General features: G+C 41.4%; 16 protein-coding genes and 2 pseudogenes. 12 read left to right on the forward strand and 6 right to left on the reverse strand.

The window, feature by feature from the left end:
• Positions 1-44 precede the first annotated feature (44 nt).
• The 3 genes from cobD to ACQY1X_RS22050 all read right to left on the reverse strand — a co-directional run bounded on the left by cobD (position 45) and on the right by ACQY1X_RS22050 (position 1865).
• Complete coding sequence (gene cobD, locus ACQY1X_RS22040) at positions 45-1109, reverse strand: threonine-phosphate decarboxylase CobD (protein ID WP_002790903.1); 1065 nt, start codon at positions 1107-1109, stop codon at positions 45-47.
• Positions 1110-1140: 31 nt separating this feature from the next.
• Positions 1141-1425, reverse strand: coding sequence for an HU family DNA-binding protein (locus ACQY1X_RS22045; protein ID WP_002739253.1), 285 nt, complete (start codon positions 1423-1425; stop codon positions 1141-1143).
• A 287-nt stretch (positions 1426-1712) separates the two neighbouring features.
• The gene (locus tag ACQY1X_RS22050) at positions 1713-1865 is read right to left on the reverse strand and encodes a hypothetical protein (RefSeq protein ID WP_223211012.1); all 153 of its coding nucleotides are present in this window, start codon (positions 1863-1865) and stop codon (positions 1713-1715) included.
• Positions 1866-1974: 109 nt separating this feature from the next.
• Here ACQY1X_RS22050 and ACQY1X_RS22055 point away from each other — a divergent pair, with 109 nt between their 5' ends.
• From ACQY1X_RS22055 to ACQY1X_RS22065, 3 genes are all read left to right on the forward strand, one after another.
• A complete protein-coding gene (locus ACQY1X_RS22055; protein ID WP_002738674.1) occupies positions 1975-2460 on the forward strand; it encodes a DUF4168 domain-containing protein in 486 nt (161 codons plus the stop codon).
• 76 nt (positions 2461-2536) lie between these two features.
• Complete coding sequence (ureE, locus tag ACQY1X_RS22060; RefSeq protein ID WP_002747017.1) at positions 2537-3013, forward strand: urease accessory protein UreE; 477 nt, start codon at positions 2537-2539, stop codon at positions 3011-3013.
• A gap of 271 nt (positions 3014-3284) precedes the next feature.
• Entirely contained in the window at positions 3285-3488 is a 204-nt protein-coding gene (locus tag ACQY1X_RS22065; RefSeq protein WP_016516461.1) for a hypothetical protein, read from the forward strand.
• A 6-nt stretch (positions 3489-3494) separates the two neighbouring features.
• Here the strand turns inward: ACQY1X_RS22065 and ACQY1X_RS22070 are convergent, their stop codons facing one another.
• Together ACQY1X_RS22070 and ACQY1X_RS22075 are read right to left on the reverse strand one after the other, a co-directional pair.
• The gene (locus tag ACQY1X_RS22070; RefSeq protein ID WP_430015147.1) at positions 3495-4142 is read right to left on the reverse strand and encodes a Uma2 family endonuclease; all 648 of its coding nucleotides are present in this window, start codon (positions 4140-4142) and stop codon (positions 3495-3497) included.
• A gap of 72 nt (positions 4143-4214) precedes the next feature.
• Entirely contained in the window at positions 4215-4817 is a 603-nt protein-coding gene (locus ACQY1X_RS22075; protein ID WP_199309477.1) for a DUF928 domain-containing protein, read from the reverse strand.
• Here ACQY1X_RS22075 and ACQY1X_RS22080 point away from each other — a divergent pair.
• From ACQY1X_RS22080 to ACQY1X_RS22090, 3 genes and pseudogenes are all read left to right on the forward strand, one after another.
• Positions 4771-4992 (forward strand): annotated as a pseudogene (locus tag ACQY1X_RS22080) (transposase); the annotation flags it as partial. The gene ACQY1X_RS22075 and the pseudogene ACQY1X_RS22080 sit on opposite strands and share 47 nt — an antisense overlap.
• Positions 4993-5139: 147 nt before the next feature.
• Positions 5140-5256: pseudogene (locus ACQY1X_RS22085) on the forward strand (transposase); the annotation flags it as partial.
• A 733-nt stretch (positions 5257-5989) separates the two neighbouring features.
• On the forward strand, positions 5990-6271 hold the full coding sequence (locus tag ACQY1X_RS22090; protein ID WP_002790909.1) for a hypothetical protein: 282 nt from the start codon (positions 5990-5992) through the stop codon (positions 6269-6271).
• Between the two features lie 23 nt (positions 6272-6294).
• Here ACQY1X_RS22090 and ACQY1X_RS22095 read toward each other — a convergent pair whose 3' ends face one another.
• Positions 6295-7275: an aspartate carbamoyltransferase catalytic subunit gene (locus tag ACQY1X_RS22095; RefSeq protein ID WP_002738968.1), complete on the reverse strand. Its 981-nt coding sequence runs from the start codon at positions 7273-7275 to the stop codon at positions 6295-6297.
• Positions 7276-7358: 83 nt separating this feature from the next.
• Here ACQY1X_RS22095 and ACQY1X_RS22100 point away from each other — a divergent pair, with 83 nt between their 5' ends.
• The 6 genes from ACQY1X_RS22100 to ACQY1X_RS22125 all read left to right on the forward strand — a co-directional run bounded on the left by ACQY1X_RS22100 (position 7359) and on the right by ACQY1X_RS22125 (position 13717).
• Entirely contained in the window at positions 7359-7961 is a 603-nt protein-coding gene (locus ACQY1X_RS22100; RefSeq protein ID WP_002739340.1) for a GUN4 domain-containing protein, read from the forward strand.
• A gap of 301 nt (positions 7962-8262) precedes the next feature.
• On the forward strand, positions 8263-9720 hold the full coding sequence (locus ACQY1X_RS22105) for an efflux RND transporter periplasmic adaptor subunit (protein ID WP_002750991.1): 1458 nt from the start codon (positions 8263-8265) through the stop codon (positions 9718-9720).
• Between the two features lie 5 nt (positions 9721-9725).
• On the forward strand, positions 9726-10220 hold the full coding sequence (locus ACQY1X_RS22110; RefSeq protein WP_430013559.1) for an ureidoglycolate lyase: 495 nt from the start codon (positions 9726-9728) through the stop codon (positions 10218-10220).
• A 446-nt stretch (positions 10221-10666) separates the two neighbouring features.
• Positions 10667-11617, forward strand: coding sequence for a hypothetical protein (locus tag ACQY1X_RS22115; protein WP_430013560.1), 951 nt, complete (start codon positions 10667-10669; stop codon positions 11615-11617).
• Between the two features lie 21 nt (positions 11618-11638).
• Positions 11639-12673 carry a hypothetical protein gene (locus ACQY1X_RS22120; RefSeq protein ID WP_430013561.1) on the forward strand — a complete coding sequence of 345 codons (1035 nt, stop codon included), beginning with the start codon at positions 11639-11641 and terminating at the stop codon, positions 12671-12673.
• 21 nt (positions 12674-12694) lie between these two features.
• Entirely contained in the window at positions 12695-13717 is a 1023-nt protein-coding gene (locus ACQY1X_RS22125) for a hypothetical protein (RefSeq protein ID WP_069475326.1), read from the forward strand.
• Positions 13718-13743: the final 26 nt, after the last annotated feature.

Genomic DNA, 13743 nt, shown 5'->3' on the forward strand with positions numbered 1-13743 from the left:
CAGCGGCTCCCGTCTAGTTGGCGGGAGCCTTTTTGTTGTTAATATCAGACATTGACATCCTCAGACGCAGCTAAAACACTCTCTAAAGCCGATAATAATCGTTGATTTTCTGCCGGTAAACGGACAGCGACCCGAAAATAATTGCTGCCCAATTCGGGGAAACTGAGACAATCGCGGATAAAAATTCGATGATATTTTAATAAAGCTTCCTGTAGGGGTAAACAGGAAGATTGAGATTGTACTAAGAGGAAGTTAGCGGCACTGGTTTGGGGCTGTAATTGCGGAAAATTAGCTAATCCCTGCCATAAATCCTGGCGGGCTGCCGTTAACCAATCCCAAGTTTGTTGTTGAAAATCCCTATCTTCAATTGCCGCAATAGCGGCAACCACAGCCAAATTATTCACCGACCAAGGATCGCGCCATCTTTGCCATTGTAACAGGCGATCGGGATGAGCGAGGACGTATCCTAGACGCAAACCGGGGAGACTGTAAAATTTAGTTAGGGAACGCAAAATCACGAGATTGGGATATTCCGGCAACAGAGATATTAAACTCTCCTGTTGTGGCGGGGGTAAAAAATCCATAAAAGCTTCATCCACTACCACCAAACCAAATTGCGATAGATAGGGACGAATGGCCGCCACCGTCCAGAGTTTCCCGGTGGGATTATGGGGATTATTAAGTAATAAGCCTTGTTTTTCGGGATTAACCGGCTTTAAACTGGTTAAATCTAGGGAATGTTGGCAGATTTTTCCACCAAAACTTTTTAAGGCCCGTTCGTAATCGTTAAAAGCGGGTGTTAGTACATAAACACTATCAAATGAGGCCAATTCCCGACCAGCCCAGGTTAATAACTCAGCCGTACCATTGCCCGGGAGAATCCAATCTGGTCCGATATTGTGCCATTGACCGAGGGCAGAACGCAACTGCCAATACGCGGGGTCAGGATAACGAGTCAGACTGGTTAAATGGCTTTTAATAGCGGTTAGGGCGCTTTCCGGTGGACCGAGGGGGTTGATACTGGCAGAAAAATCGAGAATAGAGGAAACCGGACAGCCAGCAATTGCGGCCGCCCAGTCAAGATTACCACCATGTTTAGGTCTAGGCAAAAGACTTACAGCGAACGAAACTCAACAGTAATTATTCCTTATCCGGAGCCACTCTGTCTTTAAACAGTTTACCCGCCGAGAAAGCCGGGACGCGAGTAGCCGGAATCTCCATCTTATCGCCGGTTTTTGGGTTGCGTCCTTCCCGGGCCTGACGTTCCCGGGCCTCGAAGGAACCGAATCCTACTAGGGTTACTTTGTCCCCCTCAGAAACCGCATCGATAATGGTTTCGATGGCGGCAGTGAGAACAGCATCTGCTTGTTTTTTGGTCACAGAGGCTTTGAGAGCGATTTGATCGATTAATTCACCTTTATTCATGCGCTAACTCCTTTTTTTGCGGTTTTTCTGAGTTTAGGGTGGTTGTCAGTAGTTTATTATGGTTCCCCTGTTGAGGACTCGCCAGGATCGAGATCACTAAATAAAGCCTCAAATCCTCATTGGCTATATATTCCACTGCATTATTCTAAGCGGGAATTGTCTCGATCGGAATCGCTGAAACCTTTAATTTATCTAGATTTCCCCCCGATTCCCCGGTAAGAGGAGAGACAAAAGGGAATAAGCGAGAGATTTACGGCGATATAAGCTAATAAAAAGAGATTAGCAAGCTAAATTGCCGATAAATATTCTCTAAAAGCGATAGGCATCCTAACTTCCCAAAAATCGTTCATCGGTTCTCTCCCAGATTTTTGACTAATTTTGCCCCCAAAAACGTTAAAAAAGTTTACCAAAGCAATTTCTGCCCAAAAATTAAGGTTCATACCCAGGAGATATTCGCTAGAATTGGAACTTATGATCGTTAAAAATATTCAAAAAAGCAGGATTTAACTGGAAAGTTTGCTATCATTATCTATTCAGCGACAAACTCGCATGGTGATTTACTGCTATCCCCTAGCCGATCTAGGTCAAAGCTTAAGACGTTCTTTTATCGTGACTTTTTTGGCAGTAATCGCCATTCTTGGCGGTGTGATTCCCGAATTTTCTTGGACGACGGCGGTGGTTAGTTTCCGGTCTTCCGCTTATACTCAAGATTTTACGGCTGACCAAATTAAACGTTATGCGACCGCAGTTTTGTTGATCGAAACCCAAAGAAAACAAGCTTATCAGGCAATTTCGCAAATTTTAGGCAAAATTCCCCCAGCAATTACCTGTAACCAACGGGAAAGCTTTAATAATCTTCCCGCTAATGCCCAAAAAATTGCCGTCGATTATTGTAATAACTCAAAAAAGATTGTCCAAGACAGTGGACTGAATGCGACTGAATTTAACGCCATTACTAATCGGGTTCGTAGCGATGATAACTTGAGACGACGGGTACAAAATGAGATGATTCGTCTGCAGCGGGAAAATAAATAGAAAAAGTTCCTCAGTTTTTCCGGTCAAGTTGGAGTCAGGGCTACAATAAGAATGTTTTTTCCCATTGACCAATATCATGTTAACTTTTACCGAGCGCTTACCCCCCCGTCATACCGCTAGTCCACCTCCCCCAGAAACGGTGGTTTTTAGCCTCCTACTTACGGCCGAAGAACGCACCCGCAGCCGTTATCGTCTCGACAGTCCCGAAGGTTTTTCCCTCTGTTTTCGTTTACCTCGCGGCACCATTCTACAGGATCGCGATTTCCTGCGGGGAGAAAACGGCGAAATTGTTCAAATTATCGCTAAACCCGAACCAGTTATCACTATTACCGCCCCTTCAACCGATTTACTCCTCAAAGCGGCCTATCACCTCGGTAATCGTCATGTAGCCCTAGAAATTAACCCCGATTATCTGCGTCTGGCCCCCGATTCTGTCCTACAAGCAATGTTAGAAGGTTTGGGATTAACTGTAACTGAAGAAATCGCCCCCTTTAACCCCGAAATCGGCGCTTATCAGCATTATCATGACCTGGAAGAGGCAAAAAAGGGATAGTTAGCTAATCTTGCCCAATGCCCTTTCTGATTTAGAGTAAGCAAAAATCAAACTCGGTTTCGACTTACCTCTTTTCCTACCATAAATTGTAGTTTTTGGGCATTATCTTAACAAAATTTAACTGACAAGAAAACAGTAACTTTTTAACAGCCTCTACGGGATATTTTCTTAATCAAGAGGCTCTCATTCTGCTAGTTTCTAGAATTTTAATCGGCCTCGGTGAATTGATTAATCATCAAAGTAAAAATCGAACTACGAGGAATGAATAATCATGGTACTTTCAGAACTAGCACCAACGGCTGTAACCTCTGTCCTGTCTGATTTATCCACACCCACTGAGGTTAAAAAATTCCCTGCTCAAAACAATGATCTAATCTATTTTTGTGAACTAGATTCTAGTAATAAACTGATCATTGAACCGCAAGGGGTTTATACAACTCTCGACGGACGAATTTATCTTAGTCGAAAATGTTAGGATTTTTCAACTATTATCTATATTTTCCGTCAGCCAATTTTTAAAGTTTCTGATGGCTTCACTTCTCCCTACTTGTTGACTTTGTTTAACAAATTGATTAATTAATTCAATAATCGGGATCTGAGGAAAATTGGGACTGCTTAAAGACTCAATATATTCTCCTTCTTGTAATAAATTAATCTGTAGGCCACTTTGAGTATAACGCCACAGTTCGGGAACACATAACTGTCGATAATTATCTAAATAAGTACGGGAAGTAATATCAATTTCTAGGACTAAATCGGGGGGGGGATCACTTTCTAAATTAAGTCTATTTTTGCCAATAACGGCTTGATAGTTTTTAATATAAAAACAGGCATCAGGTTCAACCGCTTGATTCATCCGCTCGTTTTTAAATGTTGTTGATCCTAACGGTTCAAAATCAATATTGAGTGCTTCTAACAAAAACTGAACCATATAACTAATGATTTCTTTATCTTTTTCATGTTCGGGTAAAGGTACCATAATTTCTAATATTCCGTTACTGTAGGATAACCGAGAAGCACGACTTTCTCCTAATTCTGATAATATTGTCTCAAATTTTTGCCAGTTAAGCTCTTTTAAAAGTAACTGTTGACCGGGATTGACGATAATTTGTTCTAAGGCTAATTGCATGGCTTTAGCTGAAAATGTTGATTTCTTAGTTTAATTATACCCTTACTCATAGGATTGCAACAAAAATTAAGCCTATTTGTAATATTCTGCCAGTTTTATTAAAGTGTTATTTCGTCGAGTAATAATTTTGGCATCAACCCCTTCAGATGGATCTAAATGTTCAGATTCTACAAGAGATTTAATAAAATTGGAAACTTGAGGGTTTAATTCTCCTTGATGGGTTGAAGATAAGCTCGTCATTAAAGCATCATACCATAACCCATTTTCGGCATAGCGTTCTGCTTGTTCAGTTTTTTGAATTGGTGGTTGACTTAAATGAATGGGTATTTCAACCACTCGGAATTCTGCTCGTTGAATCATCCAAACGTCAGGACTTTGACGAATAGCGACTTGCCATAAATACTTTTTACCCACTTCTAAAGGGGTTTGATTACTGGGAAAAGAAAAGTTATGAATTCCTCCTTTTTGTTGAAATCTTAACGTTTCTCTCCTTTGTTTAATTTTTCCTTGCTCATTAAATTCAAATAAGCGAAAATCTACCTCATAATCCGTATTTTGATTACCCACTATGCAGACAAAAGAAGGGGTAACAGATACAGTTTGACCGACATAAACTTGCGATGCAATATTGGAAGAAGTATATAAAGTGTCTCCAAAACTTGGGGAAATGCACAAATTAAAAGAGTAATTTAGAGAAGTATTTGAGAAAAATACGGAGGGGAATGAGGGATTATTTGCCTTGAGCGATTGGATAAAAAAGGCGATGGCTTACTTTCCTAAAAGCTGCCAGACAATTCGTCGCTGGATTGACGAAATAACTGCCTATTTTGATAACCGAACAACCCAGGGAGGCTCTCCCAGGTTTGGTGGGTAAAATGTATTCTAAGATACATTCCTCCTAGCGAGGGGGTGGAACGAACCACAAAGACACAAAGGACACAAAGATCGATCATATAGTAAGTTAAACTTATCACACAGAACCTAGAAGAGCCCCCAGGGAACAGTGGAAGGAATTAACAATAAACTGAAGGTGATTAAAAGGAGAGGCTATGGATTTAGAAACTTTAAAAACTTTAGTCTTAGATGTTTATTAAATTGGCATTTTGCTAGTTGATTTTATATGGTAAGTTCGGAAGAACCCAAATTACCTCATTTGTTGAGGGGGGGACTGGATGAAATAATTTACTTCCTGATCCCGATCCTGCTACTTTAGGAGGGATAGGATTAGGTTTACGCTGGTTAGTGGCTAATGGTTTAACTGTTCGTTTAGATTACGGGATTCCGTTAGTTTCTGTCGATAATTCCGGAAATTCACTGCAAGAACAAGGGTTTTACTTTTCGGTGAGGTATAGAAAAGCATTCTAGCATATTCTGAGAGAATTATAATAATAGTTCTCAATTAACTTAATCCGAATCTTTATCTTTTGTCGCTTGGTTAATTTCAGCGTTTTTCTCAAAGATGAGGTATAATCAATGTGGTTTGTGCTTCGAGGCGAGCGCTCTGTTCAAACCCTCATTCTGTAAGGCTTCTGGGGTTGATGATCGCACTTTTTGATTTCAAAAAAGCCTAAAGATATTATCCAACCAGGTTTTTAGATTTATTCAGCCAAACCTAGTTAAAAAAGAGAGGAGTAGGTCGCCATATCTAGTCCCTTGAGAACGGAATTCGGTATCGGTCAAAGTTTCTAGAAAAGCCCTAGGGATAGCTTGAGTATTTATACTTATTGCCATCCAAGTATGCTTCCCCTAAGATATAGTTGATCGGTAATCGCGCCGAACTAATTACCGAAAATTTGGGTTTAAAACCCCTTGAATGATGTTTTTATTGTATTCAGGAAGTTGAAAAAATGAAGACCAAATCGATCATAAGCTTACTATCTCTTAGCATTATAGGAATGTCAATCTATGCAGGTCAAGCTAATAGCAGTGATTATCGAGCTTTGACCCCGGAAGAAAAATCGCAGTTGACCGATGCTTTGCTAAAACAGGGCTGTAGGAATCCTAAAGAGATGAAATTTGATGTTGAGACTAACCAGTTTGAAGCAGAAGATGCTGTGTGTGAGGGAGGAAGAAAGTATGATATTTACCTTGACAAAAACTTTAGGATTGTTTCAATGAAACCAGACTAAAAGAGCAAATCCCTGAGAAGCTTTTACCGGTCGCCGCGAAGATTACCAATGAGGTATAACAAAGCCATTCTAACAGCAACACCACTGGTAACTTGTTGGGAAATCAGACTAAAATCGGGATCGTCCATCAAATCGGAACTAATTTCCACTCCCCGATTCACAGGACCTGGATGAAGTACTTTCACCCCTGGTTGACAGGATTGCAAACGAGGACGAGTAATGCCAAAACTTTGATGATATTCGCGTAAACTGGGCAAAAGATTGGCAGTCATTCGTTCTTTTTGCAGTCGCAGGGTCATCACAAAATCGGCCTTTTCTAAAGCTGGTTCTAAATCCCAGTGGAGAAATAGGCGATCGCACAATTCCCCAAAATATTTCGGCAGTAGGGTAGGGGGTGCGGACAAATGTACTTCCGCCCCTGCCGTGGTTAAACTCCAGATATTGGAACGAGCCACACGAGAATGGAGTATATCCCCGACAATAGCGATTTTTTTGCCCTCTAACAGTTCTAAACGGGGATTTTCCTCATCTAACAGACAACAGATCGTAAACAGGTCTAAAAGTCCCTGGGAGGGGTGTTCGTGTTGACCGTCCCCAGCATTAAGAATACTGACCCCCGACTGCAAACGATCCATTTCTGCGGCAATTAAATCGGGAACCCCCGACTGTTGATGTCGGATAACAAAAATATCCGTACCCATGGCCACATAGGTTAAAGCGGTATCGAGAATCGTTTCCCCCTTAGTCAAACTGGAACTACCCGGGGCAAAATTGAGAACATCGGCCGAAAGACGTTTCGCCGCTAGTTCAAAACTACTACGGGTGCGGGTGGAAGGTTCAAAAAAAAGATTTGTCACCACTTGACCTTGTAGGGCCGGCACTTTCTTGGTACGTCGGGAAAGAACTTCACGAAAACTAGAGGCCGTTTGTAGCAGGGTTTGGTATTCTTCCGGTTGCCAGTCTTGCAATCCCAAAATGTGGTGTCGGATCCAAGTGAAAGCCATAGGAGTTGAGGAGGCGGTAAAAACGGCAAATTTCGTCTATGCTATTGTAGGATTTCTTTGCATCAAGTTAATAAATAGGGTTTATGAGAATTAATTTTTCCTTGTGTCAGGTCACTCTCGCGATCGCTTTATTTCTCAATCCCTTGCCGGCGATCGTTGCCCAGACTGCCACCTCTGGGGAAATGGTATCACCGACCACGGGCATTAATTACACTCGCCTGAAAAATTTCCTCGCTCAACAAAATTGGCGACAAGCTAACGATGAAACCCGTAATTTAATGCTGAAAGCGACCGGACGGGAATTACAGGGCTGGTTTACCATGGAAGACCTGCAAAAATTGGCCTGTTGGGATCTGCAAAAGATGGATCAACTCTGGAAAGAAGCTTCCGGGGGTCGTTTTAGTTTCAGTACCCAATTTCGTATTTTTATCGAGACAGGTAATCGACCGGGGCGCTTAGTGGCGATCGAAAATTTTCAAACTTTTGGCGATCGCATCGGTTGGCGTAAAGATGGTGATTGGATTATTTTTAAAGAAAATCTTAACTATACCCTCAATGCTCCCGTCGGTCATCTGCCGGCGCCCCGGGACGAATATCAGATCGCCGGTGGTCGTCTAGAATACACCACCCTCGCCCAAAGATTAGTCACCTGTAATATTGTTAGCTTAGGGCAAAGCAAACAATAGACCTCTTGTAAAAATCAAAAATTGTTGTTAGGGTTAGGAGTCAGTAGTCAGTAGTCAGTAGTCAGTAGTCAGGAGAATTAAGAATGAACAATAATCAATTAAATAGTCTATTTACGGATTTTATGCAATTTAATCCTTATTTTTGCCGTTTTTGAACCCTCAAAAATTAATTATGCCATAGGTTTAATAATCACGGCGATCAATTCTGTAGAGTAAAATTTAAGGAAAAGCTTCTCTCCTCACCTTCCCTTTTTTTCCGATTTACTAGCACTTTTTCTGCCAAAACTCCCTAAATTTAACAATGATTAAACGATCCGTTAACGTATCGAGAGCGATCGGTTCGTCGATCGCCGTTTCCCTAATTGTCACTGGTTGCGCCCCCCAGGGCCCCCAGGCCACCGGACCGGCGGCTGTTCCCGTCAAACTGCAAACCCTCGGCACCGACAAATTAGTGCAAAGTAGCGAATTTGTCGGTACTTTGATCGCCCAACAGCGTGTTAGCGTCTCTCCTCAGATTACTGGTCGGATTCGCTCTATTTTCGTTAAATCTGGCGATCAGGTAACTCAGGGACAAAAAATCGCCGAATTGGATCCCGAACAACAACAGCAACAGGTAAACGCCGGCATCGGCCAGGTAAATTCGGCCAAAGCGAACCTGAATGCGTCTGAGGCGGATTTAAGGCAAAGACAAGCGCAAGCGAGGGCAAATAAAGCCCAAATTGCCCAGAATCGGGCAAATGTGGCCAATGCTGAAGCCAATGTTAAAAGTCAGATCGCCACCTTGAGCGCCGCCGAAGCCGATTTACAGAGAGCGAGAGCTAATTTAGATTTGGCGGAAAAAAACCTAACAAGAGCCGAATTTCTGGTTAAACAAGGCGCACAGCCCCAACAGGACTTAGATGATCGCCGCCGCGACATTCAGGCCGCCAAGGCAGAAGTAGAGGCCCGGTCTCAAAATCGTGATGCGGCCCGTCAACAGGTGACGGCGGCTAGAGCTACCCTACAGGCAAACAAAGAAGCATTAAATATCGCTATTCAAAACGAATTAGCCTCAGGGCAACAGGTGGCGGCGGCGGCGGCAACAGTGAACAGTCGTCAAGCGGCAGTAGCCAGCGCTGAGGGACAATTAGGGGCGACGCGTCAGAATTTAGTTTTTAACACCATTACCGCCCCGATTGATGGTTTTGTCGGCGATTTTAATCAAAGAAAAGTCGGCGATATTATCTCCCTGGGTGAAGAATTAACCTCGTTAACTAACAATAAAACTTTGGAACTAAATGTGCAGATTCCCGTGGAATTACAACCGCGTCTGCGCGTCGGGTTGCCCGTGGAAATTATTAATCCCGATGGCAGCCCGGGGGTTCGCGGTCAAGTAACTTTTATTTCCCCCACCGTTTCCCAAGCTACCCAATCGGTTTTAGTGAAATTTGCCTTTACTAATGATGGCAGTCTTCGCAATAACCAATATGTGCGGGCGCGGTTAATTTGGGATCAAAAACCGGGGGTATTAGTTCCCACCACGGCAGTGACTAGCATCGGGGCGCAAAATTTTGTTTTTGTGGCCGAAAAAGAAAAGGCTAAAGAAGGTCAAGAAAATGCCAAGGAGCGTTTAGTGGTTAGACAAAAACCCATTCAAGTCGGCACGATTCAAGGGCAAGCTTATCAGGTTATTTCTGGAGTAAATGCCGGGGAAAGAATTGCTGTTAATAATATTCTTTCTCTCCGAGATGGTACAGCTATAACTGTTAGTCAGCAGTAATTTTTATGAGTAATTCGATTACCGTTCGTCCCCTGGCATCGCAACTAATTACCGCCGAGAGTTTCCGTCCCTACGGTCAATTAATAACCCCTGGCCATGACGGGAAACTGTTTGATGAAAGCGATGCACAACTGCATTTAAAAAATGGTGTGCCACGTTTTTATATTATGCATTTACAGACTCGCGGACGTAAATTTAAGCGAATTACTCGTCATAGTCAATGTACCCAATGTCTTGGTTCTTTGGGGGGACAAGAGTGGTTTTTAGGAGTGGCCCCCCCTAGTCCTCATCCTCAACCAGATTTAGAAAAATTAAAGGTTTTTCGCATCCCCGGGGACTGTTTTATTAAATTAGAGGTGGGAACTTGGCACGCTGGCCCACTTTTTGATCAACCAGAGATCAATTTTTATAATCTCGAATTGAGCGATACTAATATTATCGATCATTTTACCTATAATTTTGCCCAAGAGCAGTCAATAGAATTCGAGATTGTTGATTGAAAAAATTAATTTTTTTACCTAGGTTTTGCTGAATGTCGGTGAAAGCTGACAGGGAGAAAATGTGAGTTCGATGAAGTTAAAAAAGGGCAGAAGGTAGAGCAGGGAAGTCTTTTGCCTCTAAATCCAGAGAAGGCTTAATAGGATGATAAGTGTAAGCAATGAGACTCCCTAAAAGGTTAACTAGAAAATTCCAGATACTACTTTGAATTGGCACTATTTGTCGATTAAGTCTGAAAACGATGACCTATAGTCATTTCAGATAAGTATGATACAGTCTAGACCGACAAAATCCTTAGGAACTCTGGGATTGATATTCTCAATCTTAATTGAAATGACTATAGGTTGCTCTAATGGGAAGTTTTGTGACGACAAGTAGCATTGATGATATTTATGGGGAATAATAGATTTAGATGAGTGCCTAACTTTCCAATTGGTAGCGACTTGCCATGAACCCAACAACCGCCAATTATGATGAACCTTGGAAAGAAGCATTAAGCGAGTATTTTGAAGCGTTTTTATACTTCTTCTTTCCTGAAGTTCACCAACTAATTGATTGGACAAAAATTCCCGAATCCCTAGAAAAAGAACTCAAACGAATTACCGCTTCAGCAAAGACAAAAAAACGTTTCGCTGACAAACTCTATAAAGTCTGGTTACTCAGGGGTGAAGAAGTCTGGATTTTGATTCATATTGAAATTCAAAGTCAGTACGAAGAAAATTTCCCTCAGAGGATGTATATTTATAACTATCGTGCCTTTGATTTGTATCAGAAACCGGTTATCAGTCTCGCTATATTAGGAGATGAACGAGTAAATTGGCGACCAGATTCCTATAATTATACCATTGCTGGTTGTGAAGTCAGCCTCAAATTCCCAACAGTCAAATTACTGGACTACGAGGAAAGCTGGTCAGAACTAGAAACAAGTAGCAATCCCTTTGCTATAATAGTCATGGCACACCTGAAAACAAAAGCGACTACTGGGAAGCTGCCAGAACGGGAACAGTGGAAGTGGAGGTTAATCAGGGGATTATATGAAAAGGAGTTCGAGAGGGAACAGATAATTAAACTGTTTGAAATCATCGACAATATGATGACTTTATCCCCTGAATTACAGTCAAGTTTAGAGAGTAAAATTAAACAATTTGAGGAGGAAAGAACCATGCCTTTAATGAGTAATATGGAGTTACGAGGAATAGAACGCGGTAAGGAAATTGGAGCATTAGAAAAGGCTCGTAACTATATTAAAACGGTGCTGAAAACGCGATTGGGTGACATTCCAATAGACATTGAGCAAGCTGTGGATAAAATTGCTGTATTATCGATTTTAGACGAGTTACTGAAATCGGCATTAACCGTTAATTCTTTTGATGAGTTGCATCAACTTTTAGAACAATAGTCTCAGTAACTTTCTTCTCCAATGAACCCAACAACCGCCAATTATGATGAACCCTGGAAAGAAGCATTAAGCGAGTATTTTGAAGCGTTTTTATACTTCTTCTTTCCTGAAGTTCACCAATTGATTGATTGGACAAAAACTCCCGAATCCCTAGAAAAAGAACTCAAACGGATTACCGCTTCAGCAAAGACAAAAAAACGTTTCGCTGACAAACTCTATAAAGTTTGGTTACTCAGGGGTGAAGAAGTCTGGATTTTGATTCATATTGAAATTCAAAGCCAGTACGAAGAAAATTTCCCTCAGAGGATGTATATTTATAACTATCGGGCCTTTGATTTGTATCAGAAACCAGTTATCAGTCTCGCTATATTAGGAGATGAACGAGTAAATTGGCGACCAGATTCCTATAATTATACCATTGCTGGTTGTGAAGTCAGCCTCAAATTCCCAACAGTCAAATTACTGGACTATGAGGAAAACTGGTCAGAACTAGAAGCAAGTAGCAATCCCTTTGCTATAATAGTCATGGCACACCTGAAAACAAAAGCGACTACTGGGAAGCTGCCAGAACGGGAACAGTGGAAGTGGAAGTTAATCAGGGGATTATATGAAAAGGAGTTCGAGAGAGAACAGATAATTAAACTGTTTGAAATCATCGACAATATGATGACTTTATCCCCTGAATTGCAGTCAAGTTTAGAGAGTAAAATCAAACAATTTGAGGAGGAAAGAACCATGCCTTTAATGAGTAATATGGAGTTACGAGGAATAGAACGCGGTAAGGAAATTGGTAAGGAAATTGGGGAGTTACGAGGGATAGAACGCGGTAAAGAAATAGGCAAGGAAATTGGTAAGGAAATTGGTAAGGAAATTGGAGCGTTAGAAAATGCTCGTAACTATGTTAAAACGGTGCTGAAAACGCGATTGGGTGACATTCCAATAGACATTGAGCAAGCTGTGGATAAAATTGCTGTATTATCGATTTTAGACGAGTTACTGAAATCGGCATTAACCGTTAATTCTTTTGATGAGTTGCATCAACTTTTAGAACAATAGTCTCAGTAACTTTCTTCTCCAATGAACCCAACAACCGCCAATTATGATGAACCCTGGAAAGAAGCATTAAGCGAGTATTTTGAAGCGTTTTTATACTTCTTCTTTCCTGAAGTTCACCAATTGATTGATTGGACAAAAACTCCCGAATCCCTAGAAAAAGAACTCAAACGGATTACCGCTTCAGCAAAGACAAAAAAACGTTTCGCTGACAAACTCTATAAAGTTTGGTTACTCAGGGGTGAAGAAGTCTGGATTTTGATTCATATTGAAATTCAAAGTCAGTACGAAGAAAATTTCCCTCAGAGGATGTATATTTATAACTATCGTGCCTTTGATTTGTATCAGAAACCGGTTATCAGTCTCGCTATATTAGGAGATGAACGAGTAAATTGGCGACCAGATTCCTATAATTATACCATTGCTGGTTGTGAAGTCAGCCTCAAATTCCCAACAGTCAAATTACTGGACTACGAGGAAAGCTGGTCAGAACTAGAAACAAGTAGCAATCCCTTTGCTATAATAGTCATGGCACACCTGAAAACAAAAGCGACTACTGGGAAGCTGCCAGAACGGGAACAGTGGAAGTGGAGGTTAATCAGGGGATTATATGAAAAGGAGTTCGAGAGGGAACAGATAATTAAACTGTTTGAAATCATCGACAATATGATGACTTTATCCCCTGAATTACAGTCAAGTTTAGAGAGTAAAATCAAACAATTTGAGGAGGAAAGAACCATGCCTTTAATGAGTAATATGGAGTTACGAGGAATCGAACGCGGTAAAGAAATTGGTGAGGAAATTGGGGAGTTACGAGGGATAGAACGCGGTAAGGAAATTGGTAAGGAAATTGGAGCGTTAGAAAATGCTCGTGATTTTGTGAAAAAAGTTTTGGAAAACCGACTAGGCGATATCCCTGGAGATATTGGACAATGTCTCAATGATGCTTCAGTTATTTCGGTTTTAGAAGAGATGTTAAAAGCCGCACTTATAGTAAATTCTTTTGAGGAGTGTAGGAAGTCTTTTAGTATCATCATAAATAAGTAGTGTGGGTAATACCTACCTTACTTAGT

Origin of the sequence: Microcystis protocystis FBCC-A270 (assembly GCF_050500235.1) — a bacterium.
GTDB lineage: Bacteria > Cyanobacteriota > Cyanobacteriia > Cyanobacteriales > Microcystaceae > Microcystis > Microcystis ichthyoblabe_A.

What these genes read in the sequence shown, in the direction of transcription:
- ACQY1X_RS22045 (WP_002739253.1), bottom strand. Translation starts at nt 1,425, where the DNA reads ATGAATAAAGGTGAATTAATCGATCAAATCGCTCTCAAAGCCTCTGTG.
- ACQY1X_RS22050 (WP_223211012.1), bottom strand. Translation starts at nt 1,865, where the DNA reads ATGAACCTTAATTTTTGGGCAGAAATTGCTTTGGTAAACTTTTTTAAC.
- ACQY1X_RS22055 (WP_002738674.1), top strand. Translation starts at nt 1,975, where the DNA reads ATGGTGATTTACTGCTATCCCCTAGCCGATCTAGGTCAAAGCTTAAGA.
- ureE (WP_002747017.1), top strand. Translation starts at nt 2,537, where the DNA reads ATGTTAACTTTTACCGAGCGCTTACCCCCCCGTCATACCGCTAGTCCA.
- ACQY1X_RS22065 (WP_016516461.1), top strand. Translation starts at nt 3,285, where the DNA reads ATGGTACTTTCAGAACTAGCACCAACGGCTGTAACCTCTGTCCTGTCT.
- ACQY1X_RS22070 (WP_430015147.1), bottom strand. Translation starts at nt 4,142, where the DNA reads ATGCAATTAGCCTTAGAACAAATTATCGTCAATCCCGGTCAACAGTTA.
- ACQY1X_RS22090 (WP_002790909.1), top strand. Translation starts at nt 5,990, where the DNA reads ATGAAGACCAAATCGATCATAAGCTTACTATCTCTTAGCATTATAGGA.
- ACQY1X_RS22095 (WP_002738968.1), bottom strand. Translation starts at nt 7,275, where the DNA reads ATGGCTTTCACTTGGATCCGACACCACATTTTGGGATTGCAAGACTGG.
- ACQY1X_RS22100 (WP_002739340.1), top strand. Translation starts at nt 7,359, where the DNA reads ATGAGAATTAATTTTTCCTTGTGTCAGGTCACTCTCGCGATCGCTTTA.
- ACQY1X_RS22105 (WP_002750991.1), top strand. Translation starts at nt 8,263, where the DNA reads ATGATTAAACGATCCGTTAACGTATCGAGAGCGATCGGTTCGTCGATC.
- ACQY1X_RS22110 (WP_430013559.1), top strand. Translation starts at nt 9,726, where the DNA reads ATGAGTAATTCGATTACCGTTCGTCCCCTGGCATCGCAACTAATTACC.
- ACQY1X_RS22115 (WP_430013560.1), top strand. Translation starts at nt 10,667, where the DNA reads ATGAACCCAACAACCGCCAATTATGATGAACCTTGGAAAGAAGCATTA.
- ACQY1X_RS22120 (WP_430013561.1), top strand. Translation starts at nt 11,639, where the DNA reads ATGAACCCAACAACCGCCAATTATGATGAACCCTGGAAAGAAGCATTA.
- ACQY1X_RS22125 (WP_069475326.1), top strand. Translation starts at nt 12,695, where the DNA reads ATGAACCCAACAACCGCCAATTATGATGAACCCTGGAAAGAAGCATTA.